The sequence below is a fragment of the Chryseobacterium phosphatilyticum genome (assembly GCF_002899825.2).
Lineage (GTDB): Bacteria > Bacteroidota > Bacteroidia > Flavobacteriales > Weeksellaceae > Chryseobacterium > Chryseobacterium phosphatilyticum.
The window spans coordinates 236,543-255,936 of sequence record NZ_PPED02000006.1 but is presented as its reverse complement, the minus strand read 5'-3'; the positions used below and the strand labels follow the sequence as shown (position 1 = coordinate 255,936).

The following is a 19,394-nucleotide window of genomic DNA, read 5'->3' as shown; positions in this document are numbered from 1 at the left end:
GGTAAAGTGTTATATTGTGGTTCACAACCAAAATTATAACATATGAAAAAAAGCGTATTCCTATTGGCATTATGTATTGCTTTAAATTCCTGTACCAGGGATGAACTTCAAAATGAAAATCCAAAGATTGAAATGTCTCAGAAAGATCCGTTGACGGAAAAGCAGATCAATGAGAGAATCAATCAGTCTATCAAAACCGAAGGTGCTTTTAATTGGAGTAATGAATCAGATCACTTTTTGTGGAGTGCCGTTTCTAGGGGAAACAGAATGGTATCTATTGGATTTGGTTCCTCAAAGGATGATTTCGACAGAAGTAAATCACCGGAGAATAAGGCCATAGAGGATGAGATTTTATCCGTCATTAAAAAAAATGAAGGGATAGAACCTACACGATTTCTTCTTACTTCTGACAAATATCTGAATCAGATGGACGTTATAATCGAAAAAGAAGAGACCTTAACAGCTCTTCGCCAGATGAAGACTATCAGATATGTAGAACCTGCAGATTACCATTATTTTGAAATCGAAGATAAATACAATTTAGCTTCAAAATCTTCAGGCAGCGGTTCTTCGGGATGTGGTTTCTCTTCTACAACATTAAATGCGGCAGATTACACTTCAACCACGCCAGGCGCAAAAATTCCCTGGGCTTTTGCCAAACATAATATCCCTGAGGCCTGGAACTACAGTACAGGTGCGGGAGTGACAATCGGTCTTGTAGATACGGGAGTTTCTCCAGAACAGACGTTGTTGGGGAATAGTTTTAATAATGGAGCTTCTTCAGGAAGAACCATCACTAAATTCGGAGCATTCAATTCAGACGGTTCAGCTGACCAATGCGGGCATGGAACCAAAATGGCTTCAGTAATGACTGCACCAAGAAATAATACAGGACTCCCTGTAGGAGTTGCATATAATGCTAACCTGATTGCTTACAGAGCAGCGGAAAATGTAGTATTGGAAACTTCTGCTGAGCAGAATGGGGTAAAAACTGCATTCACAGAATTGGGTAATAATGCAAATGTAAAGATTATTTCTATGTCAATGGGGCATATCTTTTCAGTAGGAAAAATTGAAGACGCAGTAAAATATGCGTATAGCAAAGGAAAGTTAATTTTCTGTGCAGGAGGAACATCTACAAGCTTCACTAGTTTTGTTGGCGTTATTTTCCCTGCTTGGATGCCAGAAACGCAGGCGATAACAGGAGTTAAGGAAGGAACATCGAATCAGAAATGTGATGTATGCCATTCAGGGAGCCAGATTGACTTCACTTTCCAGATGGAAAGAGCTTCGGGAAGTACAGTTCCTGTGTTAAGTTATTACAATGGACAGTCTGACTATGTTGGAGGTTCTTCAGTCGCTACAGCAGCTACAGCAGGAATTGCTGCTTTGGTATGGGCGAAAAATCCTTCCTGGACAAGAGATCAGGTACTGAATAAAATGAGACAGTCTTCCACCTACTATTCAAATGTTAATTCCAGCTACGGGTATGGCAATATTAATGTATTGCAAGCTGTTCAATAAAAACTCATAACGATAGATAAAAAAAGGAAATACTTCAGCTGAGGTATTTCCTTTTTTATTTTTAAACAGGTAACTATATTTCTTTTATCCGATTCTTACACTCGTCATACTTAATGAGCCTCCAATGAGTTCATCATTAAATAATGTCAGTTCTTCAGATCTGTCCTTTAATCCTAAAGTATAAATTAAAGGGAGGTAATGATCGGGAGTAGGTACTGCATATTGTAAGAATGTTCCCTGTTTATGATAATCGATAATATTTTGAAAATTACCTTCCAGAAGCCAGTTGTTAGTCTTTTCACGGGCTTCGATAGCCCAATCCCAGCCGGCACCTACCGTATTGATGTTTTTCCAGTCTATCAGACGTAAATTATGAACAATGTTTCCACTCCCGATGATCAGGATACCTTTTTCACGAAGTTTATTCAGCTGTTTGGCCAGATCATAATGATATTGCGGAGGTTTTGTGTGATCAATGCTTAGCTGTATGACAGGAATATCAGCTTCAGGATACATATGTTTAATGACAGACCAGGCACCATGGTCAAGCCCCCAGTTGTGGTCTTCTTCCACGATGGTTGGTAATAGAAGTTCTGCAGTCTCTTTAGCCAGTTCCGGGCTGCCCGGAGCAGGATATTGCACATCAAATAATGCTTTGGGAAAACCGTAAAAGTCATGAATCGTTTTGGGCATTTCCATGGCTGTTACAAAAGTTCCGTCCGTATACCAGTGGGCAGAAATACACAATATAGCATTAGGCTTAGGTATTTCTGTAGCTGCTTTTCGGAATCCCTGTACAAACTGATTTTCTTCAATGGCATTCATAGGAGACCCATGTCCGAGAAATAAAACCGGCATCCTTTGCGTAGGGTTGAAGTTTTCGCTTATGCTTTGAAGATCACGTAAGTTCATAAGTAATAAAGATTTATTAAAAATAAAAGGTTCAAGGTTTTTTAGTAAAATCCCTGAACCTTTTTATATGATATGTTATCAAATTACACTTGTTTTACAAACTGTAATTCTCCTGCTATTTTTACATCATCACTTACCATTACACCTCCTGCTTCAAGAGCTGCATTCCAGTTAAGTCCAAAATCTTTTCTGCTGATTTTTCCTTCAAAAGAAAAACCTGCTTTTGTATTTCCCCACGGGTCAACGTTGATTCCTCCGAAATCTACATCCAATTCTACAGGCTTTGTAATGCCGTTGATGGTAAGGTTTCCAACAATCTGATTATTCAGTTGCTGAGATTCAAAAGTAATAGTAGGGTACGTTTCAGCATTGAAGAACTCTGCAGATTTTAAATGATTATCTCTGTCAGTATTATTAGTGAAGACAGAATCAGTCTGAATAGTAGCTGTTGTTTTAGCATTAGCGAAAAATTCGTCTTCAGCGTCAATTTCTGCAGTGAAAGTTCTAAAGCTTCCTTTTACATTAGAAATCATCATGTGTTTAACTTTGAAAGTAATTTCACTATGCGTTGGGTCTAGGTTCCATTTTGTTGCCATTGTGTTGTTTTTTATTGTTATTGATACTGCAAATTTAGAACAGGAGACATATATGAGTCATTGATATAGGATAAGAAATGAAGTTTTACCCCTACAATTACCAATTTTAATTTTTAAAGAGCAATAATTTTCAAATTTCAATTCTCCATTTTCAACTTTAAAAATTCTACTATTAAGTTAAGAAATAATTTTCAATCAATAAATGAATTCTATTTTATGAATGTTTTATTTTAACATTTCTTAACGGATGATTTTTATTTCTTATTTTTGATGGATTCAATTCTATACAATGAAATTAAATAAATTTTCTTTATTGATGCTTGTTTTGGGGAGTACAACATTTGCCCAGACACAGAAATTTACGATGGCGGAGGCTGTAAATGGGATGAGAACAAACCTTGCCGTGAAAAATATTTCCCAATTTTCATGGTCTGCAGACGGGAAATCTTATATCCAGTCTGTAAAAGGAGGATACCTGATTACAGATTTGAAAACCAATAAACAGGATACCCTGGTCTCTTTGACCCAGATGAACAAATTTTCAAGCGATAAGCTGAAGGCTGTTCCACAGATCAGATTTGCAAATCATTCACAAGGATATTTCAATACCGGTGGTAAAATGTTCTGGATTGAAAAATCAGGAAATGACTGGAAGGTGAAAAATACGGCAACAATGGATCAGGACGCTGCCAATGTGAAAATGTTCAATGATGGGCAAACTTTTGCATTTACAGTAAAGAATAATTTATTTGTGAGCAAAAACGGGAAAACGACTGCAGTAACGAATGAAGCTAATGAAAATATCATCAGTGGTCAGGCGGTTCACCGAAATGAATTCGGAATTGATACAGGAATTTTCCCTGCTCCTAATTCTGAAAGTGTAGCTTTCTATAGAATGGATCAGAGTATGGTAGCAGATTATCCGATCATAGACTGGTCTGTAACGCCTGCTGTGAATCACAACATCAAATATCCGATGGCCGGCCAGACTTCTCATCAGGTAACTTTAGGAGTATACAACACCAAGACTCAATCGACTACTTTTTTAAAAGTAGACGGTGAAAAAGATCAATATTTAACAGCCGTTACCTGGAGCCCGGATTCTAAATATATCTTCATTGCTGTTCTGAACAGAGGACAGAATCATATGAAAATGAACCAATATGATGCTGCTACAGGAGAATTGATAAAAACTTTGTTTGAAGAAACAGACAGTAAATATGTTGAGCCACAACATCCGCTTACTTTCTTCCCGAATTCTAATACAGATTTTATCTGGCAAAGCCAGAGAACAGGATACAATCACTTGTTCCACTATAGTCTGGAAAAGGGGCTGGTTGCACAAATTACAAAGGGAGACTGGCTGGTAACCGATATCCTTGGATTTAATGAAAAGAAAAAGGAAATCTATTTTACTTCAACAAAAGAAACACCTTTAGAAAGACATTTATATAAGATCAACTGGACTAACTTCAAGATGCAAAGACTGGACGATGCTCCGGGAATCCATATCGGAACATTAAGTAGTGATGGGAATTATTTATATGATGCATACAGCAATGCCAACTCACCAAGAGTAGCTAATATTATTAATACTGCGAATCTGAAATCTACTAATATTCTTACTTCTGAAAATCCGCTAAAGAACTATCAGAGACCTGAAATTAAAAACGTAGAATTGAAGGCGGATGACGGTACTCCTTTGTATGGGAAAATCATTCTTCCAACAAACTTTGATCCTAACAAGAAATACCCGACGATTGTATATCTGTACAACGGACCGCACTTACAACTGATCACCAACAGCTTCCCGGCTTCCGGAAATCTATGGTATGAATACATGGCTCAAAACGGATATATCATTTTCACAATGGATGGTAGAGGATCTTCAAACCGTGGAATGAAATTCGAGCAGGCTGTTTTCAGAAACCTGGGAACAACAGAAATGAATGACCAGATGAAAGGAGTTGACTACTTAAAATCTCTTCCTTATGTAGATGCTGAAAAAATGGGAATCCATGGATGGAGCTTCGGAGGGTTTATGACAACAAGCTTTATGCTTCGCAAGCCGGATGTATTTAAAGTAGGTGTTGCGGGAGGACCAGTGATTGACTGGAGTATGTATGAAATCATGTATGGTGAAAGATATATGGATACCCCACAGGAAAATCCTCAGGGATATGCTGCAGCTAATCTTTTAGATAAAGTTCAAAATCTGAAAGGAAAGTTATTAATGATCCATGGTGCTCAGGATGATGTAGTGGTATGGCAACATTCCATAAAGTTCATCAAGTCTGCTGTGGATAATGGAGTTCAATTAGATTACTTTGCCTATCCGGGACATCCGCACAATGTGATCGGAAAAGACAGAGTACATCTGATGCAGAAAATCACAGATTATTTTGATCTTTATCTTAAAAAATAACAAAAAATCCAGTCCACAGGGCTGGATTTTTTCGTTTTGATTATTTTCAAAATAATTTCACTCTTGCAAATGGTAATATACAGAAAGACAGATTAATCATAAAACTCTTTGATCACAAACTGCCCTTTATTCAATCTATTAAGCTCCTTCAATAGATAATACCTGTGTAAAAATCCAGTTAAAACAACAATCTTTTTATAAGGATATTTTGTTGCTGTATTATAGATATTCTGAGCCATGGTTTGATTTCTAAGATCCCAGAATCCGGACATTAATTTGAAGCCATTTCTATAGGTGATTTTGTCTCCATCAGGTTTGATCACAAACCTTGCTGCAAATTCTTTTCTTTTTTCTGTGATTTTCAGTAATCCGGAGTATTGAGCGTTTTGTCTTTTTTCTGAAATTTCATCGGTTGTTTTATTATTGAAGTTTTCCGGAGATAATTCAGCTTTTTTCATAAGTTCTTTCGTTGTATTCAGGAAAACCTCATATTGTTGGGTCTCATATTGTGATAGTTTTTTAGCCTTATATAAACTGTCAATTAATTTTACAGATAGATTATCTGTTGGAACCATACCTTTATCTTTTCTGTATTGATTTCTGTTGTCAAAATCAAAAGGAAGTCTTAGGGTTTGGGGAAATTTCTGTACGTATTGATTACTGGCTACAATTTCATTTCCCCTGGGGTTTTTATCAGCCTCATACTCTTTCATCCCATTCGCATCAACTTCATGAAGGATAATGTCAGGTTTTATTTTTTCAAGGATATCAAACAATATTTTTGGATGATAATTCGGAACACTGTCGTGTATATTTCCTATCACATATATTTCTGTCCTGGTTTGTGAAAAGTATGAGTTGATAAATAGTAAAAGAAAAAATGTTAGTGGATATCTCATTTTCATAAAGTTATAGTTCTCAAATATAATGAGTTTATATAAGGGAGAAAAACAGATTCCTTGATTTAATAAGCAATACATCTGAACATGGTATGATCTTATCAAACATCAATGCGTATGATAGCTCATAGCAGTATTTTTGTGTAACTAAAATCAACAATATGGAATTAGGAATAGGAATGTTTGGTGATCTGGCTCTGGACCAGTCAACCGGAAAATATAGAGATGCCGGGACTAAGATTCATGAAATATTGGATCAGGTAAAATTAATGGATGAGGTGGGAATTGACGTTTTCGCAATGGGAGAACATCACCGCCCGGACTATGCCGTTTCTTCTCCGGAAATAATATTGGCTGCAGCGGCAAGTATCACAAAAAATATAAAATTAGCTAGTGGAGTTACTGTTTTAAGCTCTTCCGAACCTGTAAAAGTATATGAAGACTTTTCCACGTTGGATCTTATTTCAAATGGAAGAGCTGAAATATTCGTAGGACGAGGAAGCTTTATTGAATCATTTCCGCTATATGGATATTCATTGAATGACTATGAAGAGCTTTTTGATGAGAAACTGGAATTGTTACTAAAAATCAATTCTGAAGAAAATGTAAGCTGGTCAGGAAAGCTTCGTGCACCCATGCAAAATCAGACCGTTTATCCGAGAGCAAAAAATGAAGGGAAGCTTCCGATCTGGAGAGCGGTAGGAGGAACACCACAGTCTGTTTTAAATGCTGCTCAATTAGGAATGCCTTTAGTGGTAGCCATCATTGGAGGAATGCCTGTTCAGTTTAAAAATTTAATTGAGTTTTATAAGCAGGAATATCAAAAAGCCGGACATGATATGTCTAAAATGCAGATTGCAGTTCATTCACACACTTTTGTAAGTGATGATCCCAATGTTGTAGACGGGTATTTCCACAATTATAAATCCCAGATGGACAGAGTGGGGGCTTCCAGAGGTTGGGCTCCTTATACTAAAATGCAGTATGACGGAGGAAGAAGTAAAGACGGAGCTTTATTTATTGGAAGTCCGAAAGAAGTTGCTGATAAAATTGTTTATATGAAAGAGCTTTTCGGGATCACAAGGTTTATCGGGCATATGGATATTGGTGATCCTGCCCATAATCTGATGATGAAATCCATCGAGTTATTCGGAAAAGAGGTAAAACCATTGGTTCAGCACTTATAATTAAAGGCATTGTTTAACCACAAAAGTCACAAAAGTATTTTTCAGATAAAACTTTTGTGACTTTTGTATTTTTAAAATATATAGTTTATTCAATTCGAATCAGGCTTCCTCTTTCTTCATCTTTAATAACGGTAAGTGCTGTAGGAATTTTTTCTTTAAGCTCTTCCACGTGCGAGATGATTCCCACAATTCTGTTTTCCCTGATCAGATTGGTAAGGGTTTCAAATACAATATTGACGGATTCCGTATCCTGCGTTCCGAAACCTTCATCGATAAAGAAGAAATTCTTCTCAGCCTGTGCATTAGACTGTACACTCTCTGCCAATGCCAGCGCAAGGCTCAGTGATACCTGGAATGCCTGACCTCCCGATAGGGTTTTTACACTTCTACTGCGGCCTTCGTTGAGGTAATCGATGATTTCGAAATCATTATTTTCATTGAGTTGCAGACTCAGCTGATTCCGGGTCATTCTGTGAAAACGTACATTAGCATGATCACATAGCTGCCTCAGATAAATGGAAGAAACATATTGTACAAAACCGGCTCCTTTGAACAGGTTGACCATCAGTTTTAAGTTTTCAGCACGTTTCTGAAGAGCTGCAAGGTCTTTTAAAAGTTGTTCTTTTTTGGCATATTCCTTTTCCAGACGCTGAATTTCTGATGCCATTTTTACCACAGAATCATTGACTTGCTGAACTTCGGTTTTCACCTCATTATATTGCTTGTCTGCCAGAGAAAACTGCTCGTTGTCAAAAGAAAGATCTTTGAGTTTGAGTTCTAATCCTTCAATTACCTTTTTCAGGGTTTCAAAATCGATTTTGAATTTCTGGATCTGAGCTCTGGATTGCTCAATATTGATTTCCTGAATCAGAATATTTTCAACTTCTTTAAAATCTGTAAAATGATTTTTGCTTAAAGCATTGGCAATGGTTTCCTGATGATCGAAGATTTCTTTTTCAAGAGTAATGATCAGTTTTTCAGTTTGATTAACGATTGCTTTTTGTTCAGCCAGTTGAGGAGCAAGTACCTTTTCCTGCTCAGTAGCTTTCTGATAATTCTGTTCCGTTTCGAGGTTAGTCTGAACCAGCTTTTGGTAGGTTTCTTCAACTTCAGAAATCGTTTTTTGCTTATACATATTCCAATCCAGAGTTTTAAGTCCGGAGCGGCTGATATTGATTTGCTCCTGTTTCGTTGCTTCTTCGAGTTTGAAGGCTTCCAGCGCCGACTTATATTTTTCCAACAGCTTATTCTCTTTTTCAGCTTCCTCACGTTCTGCAGTAATATTCCGTTCGGTTTCTTCTATCTTTTTTTCTATGGCAAAAGAATCCTGACGTTTTTTATCAAATTCCTCTTCACGCTGAGGACTAAACTCTTTCCAGATAAAAAGCCGGAGATGGTTTTCCATATCTTTTTGAATGGACTGTAATGCCTTTTGTTCGGTGGCGAACTGCTCTTCAAAGATCTTTTTCCTGTCGAGAATTTTTTCAATTTCCGCTTCCTGTTTCTGAAGTTTTAAAAGCTCCTGGTCAAGATTGGTTATCTTCTCCTGAATTTCCAGCAGCTCAGCATTCACATCATGAAACTGCACAATACTTGGATGTTCCTTAGAACCACAAAGAGGGCAGGATTCTCCATTGTGAAGCTCACTGGCAAAGCGGGATAGTTCCTTCTGAATTTTTAAATGATCCAGCTTTTGAGACCATTCTTTTTTTTGGGCTTCAAGGATTTCTTTCTGCGTTCTGAAATTTTCCGTATAATTTTCATGGTAAAGAAAAGCCTTCAATTCTTCATGGATCGCATACACCTGCTTTTGCTGTTTTTCGATTTTCTCAGTTTGCTCACGCAGGGATTTTTGTGAATTTTTATGTTGAATAAACCAGTTGCTAATTTGAGAAAGAAGAGCAGTATCAAGCTTTTGCTCTTTTAAAATCCCGATACTTTTGGTAAGCTCTGCAACTTTTTTAAGGATAATCTCTCTTTTTGCCTCTACTTCTGTTACTTTTTCTGAACCTTTCAGAGTACGCTGATTGAGTACTTTGATCTCTTCAGAAAATTTGAGAATATTGACAATAAGATTCAGATCGTTTTCCTGTATTCTGGATTGTTCCAATGCTTTAAACTTTGGCTCAAGAATAACCAGCTGTTCCCTGACAGCATTGAATTTTTTCTCAGTTTCCTGTACAACCTTTACATGGTTTTCTTTTTCAGTTTGTTGATCTTTTATTTCTTTTGAAAGCTTATTTTTTTCAATGATCAAAGGATTAAAAACCCTGAAAACACGATCGTACAGATCTGTCTTAATTTCCAGAGCATCAATCTCAGGCTTTTGAACAGAGAGCTGATTGAAATTTTCTCTGTTCTGTTGCAGACTTTCAAAATCAGTTTTTAAATTTTTTAACTGCTGATAAGTATGGGAAATCTGTTCCAGCTTTTCATTGGCATGGGCTAGCTTTTTCTGCTCTTCAGTTAAAAGTTCCTTTTGCTGTTGAATCTTTTCCTCATTAATTTCTTCAAAACCTTTCAGTTGTCCTTCAAGTTGATCCAGTTCAGACCTGTTTCTGACGTTCAGGGAAGAAACATTATTCTGGAGATCAAATCGCTGAAGGCTGAAGATCTCCTTCATCATATTGGTTCTTTCCGCTGCACCCAGTTCAAGAAACTCTTTAAACTGGCCCTGGGGAATGATAATGGTACGCTTGAAGTTAGGATAACTTAGCCCGATAACGGTCTCTGCGTTGGAATGATCCAGTGGAATCCACTTATTATTAATATGTTCATAGAACGTGACGGAGTAAGGTTTTACATCATCAAATTTCTTAGAATTACGTCTGAAATCTCTCGTTGCGCGGAACAGCTTATTTTCAAAATTGATGAAGTCAAATTCTATATAAGAGTTGTTAGATTTTAAATTCATCATATTATAGGCTCTCTTATCACGCATATTCAGACGTTCTGTCTCGCCATATAAGACAAATGAAATTGCCTCAAGAATGGAAGACTTTCCGGAACCTACTGCCCCGAAAATACCGAATAAGCCACCTTCGGTGAGATTTTTAAAGTCAATAGTCTGCCGTTCCTGGTAAGAATATAAACCTTCAACCGTTAATTTTACTGGAATCATAGATCAGGAATTTAAAATTTCATTAAACAAATTCATCAACTCATCATTAGCCTCCTGGCCTCCGTTTTTAGATTTAAAATAATCTTTAAATAATGCTTCTATATTTTGATTGAGATTAATTTCGTGACTCTCCTGTTCTATGAGTTCTCTGCTTTTTATTTTTGGAATCAAATACACAATTCCATTGTGGGATTGATAGATGAGTCTTCTTTCATTGGCTGTCAGGAAAGTCTCACTTTCCAGGGTAAGCTCAATGAATGTATTAGGATTTTCTTTAAGCCACTGAATGGTGTCTTCTACGGAGGTGAATGTTTTTCGCACCAAAATTCTTCCGCTTTTCAAGGCTTTCTTTTCATAGGTAACAGATTTTAGCGGTTCTGCATTAATGATTGATACGTATTTTATCTGTCCTGCTTCACTAAAACTATAACATAATGGAGAAGACGAATAAATCACCGGTTTTTCTACCGTTCCTATATTCTGGAACCCATGAAGGTGCCCTAATGCTGTATATTGAATCTGTTCAGGAATACTGTCCGAGAAAATAAGATCAGCATTTCCGATTTTAATAGGTTTTTCTCCTTCAGGTTCCACCAGAATCTCATTTCCTTTTTTATTCATGTATAAATGAGCAGTCAGCAGATTGACTCCTTCGTCATCGCAAAACTGATCGGCCAGCTCACTCCAGGTGTGAGCAAGTACTTTATTGATTTCTTCTTCCTTATTTTCACCAAAATATTCCTTTAAGCGGATTTCATTAGCATAAGGCGTGTGAAGGATTCTCACCGGAAAATCAACAGTATTAATTTTTATTTCTATGAAACCCTCTTTGGAATTCAGGATTTTAAAATGCTCTGTTCCGAAAGGTTGAATCAGGGCTTTAGGGTGACCAATTAAAATAATTCCACATTCTCTGGCCAATGGATCCGGTGCATTGATGAGGTTCGGAGAATCATGATTTCCTGAAATTGCAATGACAGGGCGCTGCCCGTTTTTGGATAAACGTTTCAGGGTTTTGTAGAAAAGTTCCACCGCTTCCACACCAGGATTGAAGGCATCAAAAAGATCCCCGGCAACCAGAATAAGATCCACATTTTCTTCATCAGCAATTCCGATGATTTCTTCCATCACCAATATTTGCTCTTCCAGTCTGGAAAAGCGGTCCAGTCGTTTTCCTAAATGCCAGTCGGCAGTATGCAGAATTTTCATAAAAAGATTATCATTGTTAAAAGTAAATACCCAAAGATAAATGAAGCAGTATTTTTTTTATTACGGTTTGCCTTACTTCATCGGTATCTGGATCTATATCATAAGAATCTGTTTGAAACCCTTAGACAATTTTATAGTTTCAAAACGAATAGTTTGCAAAGCTAAGATGTAAAGTTATGAACTATTTTATTGTTTTTGATCACCATCTTTTGCTTTAAAATCTTCCAGAATTTGTTTTAAACGGGCTTTCCTTTCTGCTTCTGCATTTTGTGTTTTCCGTTTTTTCTGGTCAATCATCTTTTTATTTTTTTTCCTGTTTGCTTCGTTGTTTTTGCTCATATTTTTGGTAACGAATAACTCTATGGCTAAGCGATCGCTTCATCAAAAATACTAAAGATTAAGAGTCGAAACAATTTTAGTCGGTAAGTCTGATAAAATGTTTTAATTTTACCGCGTTATGGAAGAAAAATCAAAGGATCCTTTACATGGAAAAAGACTCGATGCTATTCTTGATGAATTGGTAGAGTACTACGAAGGTTTTGAGAAATTGGGGGAGCAGATCAACATCAAATGTTTTACAGATAATCCGAGCATCAACTCTTCTCTGAAGTTTTTACGAAAAACACCGTGGGCAAGAACAAAGGTGGAAAGTTTATATCTGTTTGTACTTAGACAGCAAAAAAGAGACGAAGCGAGAAATAAGAAACAGAAAGGTTAGAAGATATTGCCGGGTTTGTAACTTCTGACAGTTCTTTAATAAAAGAAGAAATGTGGTATTCTTTATGCCACTCATAACTTCCAGCTTCGATCTCCCATCTTCGAGACTCCCTGAATCATTTCAAAAACAGTATATTTGTACCATTAATCGTGAAAGAACTCACGACAAAAAAGAAAAATATGACAATTGAAAACAATCACGTTGTAGCTGTAAAATACATCCTTCACACCATCGAAGAGGATGGAAGTAAAGTTCTTGTAGAAGAAACAACAACAGAAAATCCACTTACATTTTTGTATGGTGTAGGAATGATGATTCCAAAATTTGAGCAAAATATTTTAGGATTGAAAGCTGGTGATAAAGCTGCTTTTGTAATTCAACCGGAAGAAGCTTATGGTGAAAAACAACCTGATGCTATCGCTCAATTGCCAATCGAGATGTTTAAAGAATCAGGAACTCCTCCAATCGGAGCTATTTTACCTTTATCTGATAATCAGGGAAATAACTTTCAGGCATTTGTAGTAGAAGTAACTCCGGAAGTTGTAGTAGCAGATCTTAACCACCCAATGGCAGGTAAAGTATTAGATTTCCAGGTAGAAGTGTTAAGTACTCGTCCGGCAACAGAAGAAGAGTTGGCTCACGGTCATGCTCACGGAATTGACGGAACTGAAGGTCACTAAAAAATAAAAATGTCCGGATTTTTCGGATATTTTATAAAAATACGCCACAGCTCAAGCTGTGGCGTATTTTTTATGATGATCATGTCATAGAGTGCTTGGTATTCCCCTCCAGTGGAGAGGTGTCAAATCAAAGATTTGACAGGGTGGTTTGCAGAACACCTTATCATTAGCCGTTTGAATACTGAAAAGGTCAAAGCCGAAAAGTACCAGAAACAATAGTCAACTAAAATTATTCTTTTTTATTACTCATCTAAAAATTCACCTGAAACATAATACCAGCGTTCATGCATTTTTTGAAAAATAGAAAATTCATGATGAACCTGAGGATGACCGTCCTGATCTGTGTAGTAAGCCTTAAACTCTACCTGATTTAATGCCGGAGTTTGAATGATTTCCAATTTTGTCCACTCATTGATTTCTCCCCATTCCTGAAGATCCTTTTTGTTGTGGTATTTTCTTTTGCCTGGAAGGGTTGTTTCCATTAAATATTCTCCATTCGGAATAGCAAAGGCAGAAAATCGGGAGCGCATTAAAGCTTCAGCCGTGGGGGCATTCTTTTCTCCGGTATGGTAGGGTTTGCAGCATTCTTCGTAGCTTTTTCCTGAACAGCAGGGACAATTCATATGTTGTATTTTCATTTTGAACCACAAAAATAATAAATATCAATAGAATTGGGCTTTAGCCCATTTAGAATAATAGATCAAAATCCATCGGCTTTAGCCGAAACTTATGATATTCTCTCAACAATTGAGAAGTTTGTATAAAGCTCTGCGTGATGTACGTGTTTCCTGTGAATTTAATATTTTAACAAAAAAGAAGCATTCTAAAAAGAATGCTTCTCATTGTATTATTTGATAAATCCTCTGCTTCTTAATAGAGGTTTAATGTCCGGATCATGACCTGTAAAGTCTCTGAATGCCTGATTAAGATCTACAGAATTTCCTACAGAAAGGATATGTTTTCTGAAACGGTCTCCATTTTCTCGGGTTAATCCACCATTGTTTTTGATCCATTCCCATGCATCATTATCCAATGTTTCAGACCACAAATAAGCATAATATCCTGCTGAATATCCTCCGCCCCAGATATGGGCGAAATAAGGAGTATGGTATCTTGGAGGAACAGTTGCCAAGTTGAATCCGTGGTTGGCTAAAGATTGCTTTTCAAAATCTAAAACAGGAATAAATTGTTTGTCATCACTTACCGTATGCCAATCCATATCCAGTTCAGCGGCAGAAATCAATTCTGTAGTCATATAACCTTGATTGAATGTTGCAGCCTTTTTGATTTTTTCTACCAAAGCCTGTGGAATGGGTTGTTTTGTTTCGTAATGAACTGCGTAGTTTTTCAGTACAGCAGGATCCAACGCCCAGTGCTCATTAATTTGTGAAGGAAATTCCACAAAATCTCTCGGTACATTAGTTCCAGAAAGTGATGGGTATTTCTGACTCGCAAACATTCCGTGGATAGAATGTCCAAACTCATGGAAAATTGTAGAAACATCATCAAAACTAATTAATGAAGACTTTCCGGGAGCTGGCTTCTGATAATTGTAGCAATTAACAATAACAGGTTTTGTTCCCATTAAATAGGATTGTTCAACAAAATTACTCATCCATGCACCTCCATTTTTGGAATCTCTTGTATAGAAATCCAGATAGTAAATGGCGATCGACTTACCATCATGATCAAAAACTTCGTATGTTACTACATCAGGATGATAAACCGGAAGATCAGTTCTTTTTTTGAAAGTCAGCCCATAGAATTTTTCTGCTGCAAAGAACACTCCTTTTTCTAACACGGTTGTGATTTCAAAATAAGGTTTTATTTCACTTTCATCAAGATCAAATTTAGCTTTTCTTACCTGCTCGGCATAGAAATTCCAGTCCCATGGTTCTACTTTGAAACCTCCTTTTTGCTGATCAATCAGATCCTGAATATCTTTTGCCTCCCGTCTTGCCGTCTCCACTGCAGGAGTAGCAACCTGATTCATTAATTTAGTCGCCGCTTCAGGCGTTTTTGCCATCTGGTCCTGTAATTTCCATTCTGCGAAATTCTTTTTGCCTAAAATCTGTGCTTTTTTCAATCTAAGCTTTGCCAGTTTTTCGATGGTTTCTCTGGTATCATTTGCATCCCCTTTTTCAGCACGCGTCCATGAAGCTTTGAAAAGTTTTTCTCTTGTTGCCCTGTTTTTTAAATTTTGTAAAAGAGGTTGTTGTGTAGTATTCTGTAAAGCCAGAAGATATTTTCCAGGTTGCCCTGCTGTTTTAGCATCAGCTGCTGCTGCTGCAATTTCATCAGCTGAAAGCCCGTCAAGCTCTTTCGCATCAGAAAAGAATACACCCCCTTGTTTTCTTGCTTCCAGCAATTTATTAGCATATTGAGTAGAAAGGGAGGCTAATTCCTGATTGTATTGCTTCAATTTTTCCTTGTCAGCCGCAGAAAGACTCGCTCCTGCGATCTCAAAATTTTGTTTGTAAAACTGTACAAGTCTTTTGCTCTCCGGATCCAGTCCGTCCTCTTTGATTGACTTTATTCTTTTATAAAGATTTTCATTCAGGTACATCTTATCAGAATGAGCTGCAAAAATAGGTGCATATTCTTCATCTAATGCCTGTAATGTAGGATTGGTATTTGCACTTGTAAGGTTTGAAAAAACAATTTGTGTTCTCCTTAGTACTTCACCACTTTTTTCCAATGCTACAATTGTATTTTCGAAAGTAGGGCTTGCAGGATTATTGGCAATTTTTTCAATTTCAGCAGCATGCTGTTTTAAACCAAAATCAAAAGCCGGTTTGAAATGTTCGTTTTTAATTTTGTCAAATTCCGGAGCTTCATATTGAAGCTTGCTTTTCTTCATAAAAGGATTAGAAGATAAAGATGGGTCAGGTGCAGGAAGTTCCTGTTGAGTATCGGTTGGTTTCATTGTAGTACAAGATTGATTGAACGCCAAAGCAGAAATTAATAATACCGATGAAATATTCTTCATAAAATAGTTGTTATTAAAGCATAAAGATATTAAAAACTTACTTTACCATATGTATTTTCGGAATATTTTAAATAATCTGAAATGGGGATAAGATTGTTTGTTAATAACTATATTATTTAAATGCAGAGTTCACCAAGAATTCGATTGAAAAAATGAAAAACAATGTTGACAAAGGCGTAGATACTTAACAGAGATCTTTCATAGCATCCATTCTGAATGAAATGTTTTTGAGAACGAAAAATATCCATTCATTGTATAGCTCCTTTGTGTATTCCTGGCGAAAAAATAAAAAATTACCTTAACTCGAGCTCAGGTTAAATAATGATAATGAACAATCATAGTATTTTAGAATACGATGTAATATTTTTCATACATTCGTTGTTATAATATTAAAATAGCAAAAAAATAATCTATAAAAGAAATAAACATGAAAACAAGGACTCTTTTTATTTTTTCAGCCTTAGTGGTATTGGCCTCATGCAATGAAAGACATGAGAAGAAAAACAGAGAAAACAGTGGTTGGGTAGAGAAAGTGATCAATAAAGAAAGTGGCCCGATACAACAAAAGGAATTTACAGGAGATTTTGATGAGATTCAGGTTTCGCAGGCTATTGATGCAGAGGTGATAAAATCCGAAGTTGAAAAGGTTGTTATTTCTGCTCCTCAAAGTATCATCAATGAGGTTCTTGTAGATAACGAAGGCGGAAAACTTCATATTCATTACAAGCGAGGAATCAGAGTAATGAATATCAATAATGTAACCGCGAAAATTTATACTAAAGATTTCTCAAAACTTGGTGTAGATTCAGCAGCAAAAATTACTGTAAAAGATAAATTTACTCAGGAAAAAACAGATCTTGATATTTCAAGTGCGGGAAGTATTTCGGGAGATCTTGAAGCGAATGATTTCAATATTAATGCAAGTAGCAGCAGTAATTTCACCGGGAAGATCTGGGCGGTAAACCTGGATGTTGAGGCTTCTTCAGGATCAAGTATTGATATTTCAGGAAAAGCAAAACATGCTGATGTGACAGCATCTTCAGGCAGTAGTGTTTCCGGACAACAAGTTATTGCTGAAAGCGTAGAAGCTGATGCGTCCAGTGGAGCAAGTGTGCAGATTGGTGCTACAACTTCAGTTAAGGCATCTGCATCATCCGGTGGAAGCGTAGATATTTCTAAAAAAGGCGAGCTGAAAAATGTAAGCAAAGAAGAAAGCAGCGGCGGAAGTGTAAATATTCAATAAACTAACTCTGGGAATCTTCCTCATCTTCCTCTTCAGTTGATGAGGATCCCTCCCAATTTTTATTGTCAAAATTAAGATTATCATATGCCAGTAATTCCTCCTCCCGTTGGAGGATTTCTTTTGTAGTGAATAACTTTATATCATCATCTTCTTTTGCTTTCGCCAGCTTTCTGACGGAGGCTTTATCAATTGCCATAAATCTTTGGCCAAGACGCCTTGCGGCATATTTTCTCATCCCTGTTTCATGAAGTACATCAATAGCCATGTCTACGGCGGTTCCTAAAGTCTCACGATAAATATGATTAACTCCGTTGTTAAGATATTCATAGGCATCAATTCTGTTTTTTGCCCTTACAAAAATCTTTACTTTCGGATAGTGTTCACGAACAAGCTCTGCAATGAACATATTATCATCAGGATCATCAAGACACAGAACAAGAATTTCGGCATCTTCAATACCTGCTGCTCTTAAAATAGGAATTCTTGTTGCATCTCCATAATAGACTTTAAAGCCATAACTTCTCAACAATTTTACACGGTCTGAATCTCTGTCCAGTACTGTTGCTGAAATTTTATTGGCTTTTAAAAGACGTCCCACAGTACTTCCAAAATGTCCAAATCCAACAATGATAATCTTCTTTTGGCTTATATTACTGTCGAGGATATTAAAATCGTGATCTTTTTCAGGGATTTCTTTAATAAATTTAGGAGTAATCAATCGGTCATTAACAATAAGAAGGATAGGAGTGATGCACATAGTAATAGCCGTGACAGCCATCAATTGAGCGTTCAGTTCGGGGCTCAACAAATAAAGATCTGAAGCGTAGTTGATCAGGACAAAAGCAAATTCTCCCACCTGCGAAAGAGCAAATGCATAAAATAAACTTTGTGGATTATCCATCCTGAAAAATTTCCCAATTACAAACAAAACCACAAACTTTACCATCACTACAGCAAAAACAGTACTGAAAATAAATAAAGGATCCTGCTGAATGATATTGAAATTGATGGTAGAGCCTACACTAACAAAAAAAACAGCCAATAATAATCCTTTAAAAGGGTCGATTTGTGCTTCAAGCTCATGACGGAATTCACTGTTGGCAAGCATTACTCCTGCCAGGAAAGCTCCCAGTGCAGGCGATAGTCCGATCACGATCATCAGTTCAGAAACTCCGATAACCAGAAATAGGGAAGATGCTGTCAAAAGTTCTGTCATTCCCGACTTTGAAACATATCGTAAAAAAGGAACGAATACATATCTGCCTAGTAAAATAAGTAATACTACTCCAAAAATTACGGTACCGGCCTGAAGCCATTCCGGAAGTTTCTGGATCAGGATCTGAATTTCGTTATCATGGTGCTTTGCTTTGTAATTAGCAATGATTGGAAGTATAGCTAAAATAGGAATGACCGAAATATCCTGAAATAACAGGGTAGAGAATGAAGCCTCTCCGGCCATGGTTTTCAGGTTGTTTTTTTCCTGTAATGTTTGAAGAACAATAGCGGTAGAAGACAATGCAAAGCACATTGCCACAGCAATTGCTTTGTCAATTCTCCAGCCTACCCCTATGAATATAAAGAAAAGTAATGAAATAGTAAGAAGCATTTGTGTAAGCCCTAATCCCATTATTTTTTTTCGCATTTCCCAGAATTTCCGGGGTTCCAGCTCCAGACCTACCAGAAACAGGAGCATAATTACCCCAAATTCACTGGCATGCATGATGTCATTTACATTATGTCCGGTCAGTTTCAAGACATAAGGCCCAATGATAATCCCTCCTAAAATATATCCGATTACAGAACTCAAACCCAACTTTCTGGCCAGTGGAACCATAATAATGGCTACACCCAGAAAAATTAATGTATTCATTGCTAAGCTAGACTCCATAGG

The 19,394-nt window shown here is 36.8% G+C and carries 15 protein-coding genes; 6 read left to right on the top strand and 9 right to left on the bottom strand.

The features are described 5' to 3' along the window. Positions 1-42: 42 nt before the first annotated feature. Positions 43-1,524: a S8 family peptidase gene (locus C1631_RS21285; RefSeq protein ID WP_103247683.1), complete on the top strand. Its 1,482-nt coding sequence runs from the start codon at positions 43-45 to the stop codon at positions 1,522-1,524. An 84-nt stretch (positions 1,525-1,608) separates the two neighbouring features. Here C1631_RS21285 and ygiD read toward each other — a convergent pair whose 3' ends face one another. Together ygiD and C1631_RS21275 are read right to left on the bottom strand one after the other, a co-directional pair. After that, positions 1,609-2,436 (bottom strand): 4,5-DOPA-extradiol-dioxygenase, encoded by an 828-nt coding sequence (gene ygiD, locus C1631_RS21280; RefSeq protein ID WP_103247682.1) that lies wholly within the window; start codon positions 2,434-2,436, stop codon positions 1,609-1,611. Between the two features lie 83 nt (positions 2,437-2,519). Then, complete coding sequence (locus tag C1631_RS21275) at positions 2,520-3,032, bottom strand: YceI family protein (RefSeq protein ID WP_103247681.1); 513 nt, start codon at positions 3,030-3,032, stop codon at positions 2,520-2,522. A 289-nt stretch (positions 3,033-3,321) separates the two neighbouring features. Between C1631_RS21275 and C1631_RS21270 the strand changes: the two genes are divergently transcribed. After that, complete coding sequence (locus tag C1631_RS21270; RefSeq protein WP_109714062.1) at positions 3,322-5,457, top strand: S9 family peptidase; 2,136 nt, start codon at positions 3,322-3,324, stop codon at positions 5,455-5,457. Between the two features lie 92 nt (positions 5,458-5,549). On the opposite strand, the gene C1631_RS21265 is transcribed toward C1631_RS21270, so the two are convergent. After that, positions 5,550-6,356, bottom strand: coding sequence for a hypothetical protein (locus C1631_RS21265; RefSeq protein WP_109714102.1), 807 nt, complete (start codon positions 6,354-6,356; stop codon positions 5,550-5,552). Between the two features lie 161 nt (positions 6,357-6,517). Between C1631_RS21265 and C1631_RS21260 the strand changes: the two genes are divergently transcribed. Continuing rightward, on the top strand, positions 6,518-7,543 hold the full coding sequence (locus C1631_RS21260; protein WP_103247678.1) for an LLM class flavin-dependent oxidoreductase: 1,026 nt from the start codon (positions 6,518-6,520) through the stop codon (positions 7,541-7,543). Positions 7,544-7,628: 85 nt separating this feature from the next. Here the strand turns inward: C1631_RS21260 and C1631_RS21255 are convergent, their stop codons facing one another. The 3 genes from C1631_RS21255 to C1631_RS24240 form a co-directional block, all read right to left on the bottom strand. Next, positions 7,629-10,664 carry an AAA family ATPase gene (locus tag C1631_RS21255; protein WP_109714060.1) on the bottom strand — a complete coding sequence of 1,012 codons (3,036 nt, stop codon included), beginning with the start codon at positions 10,662-10,664 and terminating at the stop codon, positions 7,629-7,631. Positions 10,665-10,667: 3 nt separating this feature from the next. Next, on the bottom strand, positions 10,668-11,873 hold the full coding sequence (locus C1631_RS21250; protein ID WP_103247676.1) for a metallophosphoesterase family protein: 1,206 nt from the start codon (positions 11,871-11,873) through the stop codon (positions 10,668-10,670). 186 nt (positions 11,874-12,059) lie between these two features. Further along, positions 12,060-12,212, bottom strand: a complete 153-nt coding sequence (locus C1631_RS24240; RefSeq protein ID WP_165828354.1) for a hypothetical protein — start codon at positions 12,210-12,212, stop codon at positions 12,060-12,062. Between the two features lie 118 nt (positions 12,213-12,330). On the opposite strand from C1631_RS24240, the gene C1631_RS21240 reads away from it, so the two are divergent. After that, on the top strand, positions 12,331-12,591 hold the full coding sequence (locus tag C1631_RS21240) for a VF530 family protein (RefSeq protein ID WP_109714056.1): 261 nt from the start codon (positions 12,331-12,333) through the stop codon (positions 12,589-12,591). A 179-nt stretch (positions 12,592-12,770) separates the two neighbouring features. Beyond that, positions 12,771-13,271, top strand: a complete 501-nt coding sequence (locus tag C1631_RS21235; protein WP_103248206.1) for an FKBP-type peptidyl-prolyl cis-trans isomerase — start codon at positions 12,771-12,773, stop codon at positions 13,269-13,271. A 242-nt stretch (positions 13,272-13,513) separates the two neighbouring features. Here C1631_RS21235 and C1631_RS21230 read toward each other — a convergent pair whose 3' ends face one another. After that, a complete protein-coding gene (locus C1631_RS21230) occupies positions 13,514-13,894 on the bottom strand; it encodes a YchJ family protein (RefSeq protein ID WP_103248199.1) in 381 nt (126 codons plus the stop codon). Between the two features lie 224 nt (positions 13,895-14,118). Further along, positions 14,119-16,260 (bottom strand): M3 family metallopeptidase, encoded by a 2,142-nt coding sequence (locus tag C1631_RS21225; protein WP_109714054.1) that lies wholly within the window; start codon positions 16,258-16,260, stop codon positions 14,119-14,121. Positions 16,261-16,687: 427 nt separating this feature from the next. On the opposite strand from C1631_RS21225, the gene C1631_RS21220 reads away from it, so the two are divergent. Further along, the gene (locus tag C1631_RS21220; RefSeq protein ID WP_103248200.1) at positions 16,688-17,503 is read left to right on the top strand and encodes a GIN domain-containing protein; all 816 of its coding nucleotides are present in this window, start codon (positions 16,688-16,690) and stop codon (positions 17,501-17,503) included. 1 nt (position 17,504) lies between these two features. Here the strand turns inward: C1631_RS21220 and C1631_RS21215 are convergent, their stop codons facing one another. Beyond that, a complete protein-coding gene (locus tag C1631_RS21215; protein WP_109714052.1) occupies positions 17,505-19,391 on the bottom strand; it encodes a monovalent cation:proton antiporter-2 (CPA2) family protein in 1,887 nt (628 codons plus the stop codon). Positions 19,392-19,394 lie beyond the last annotated feature (3 nt).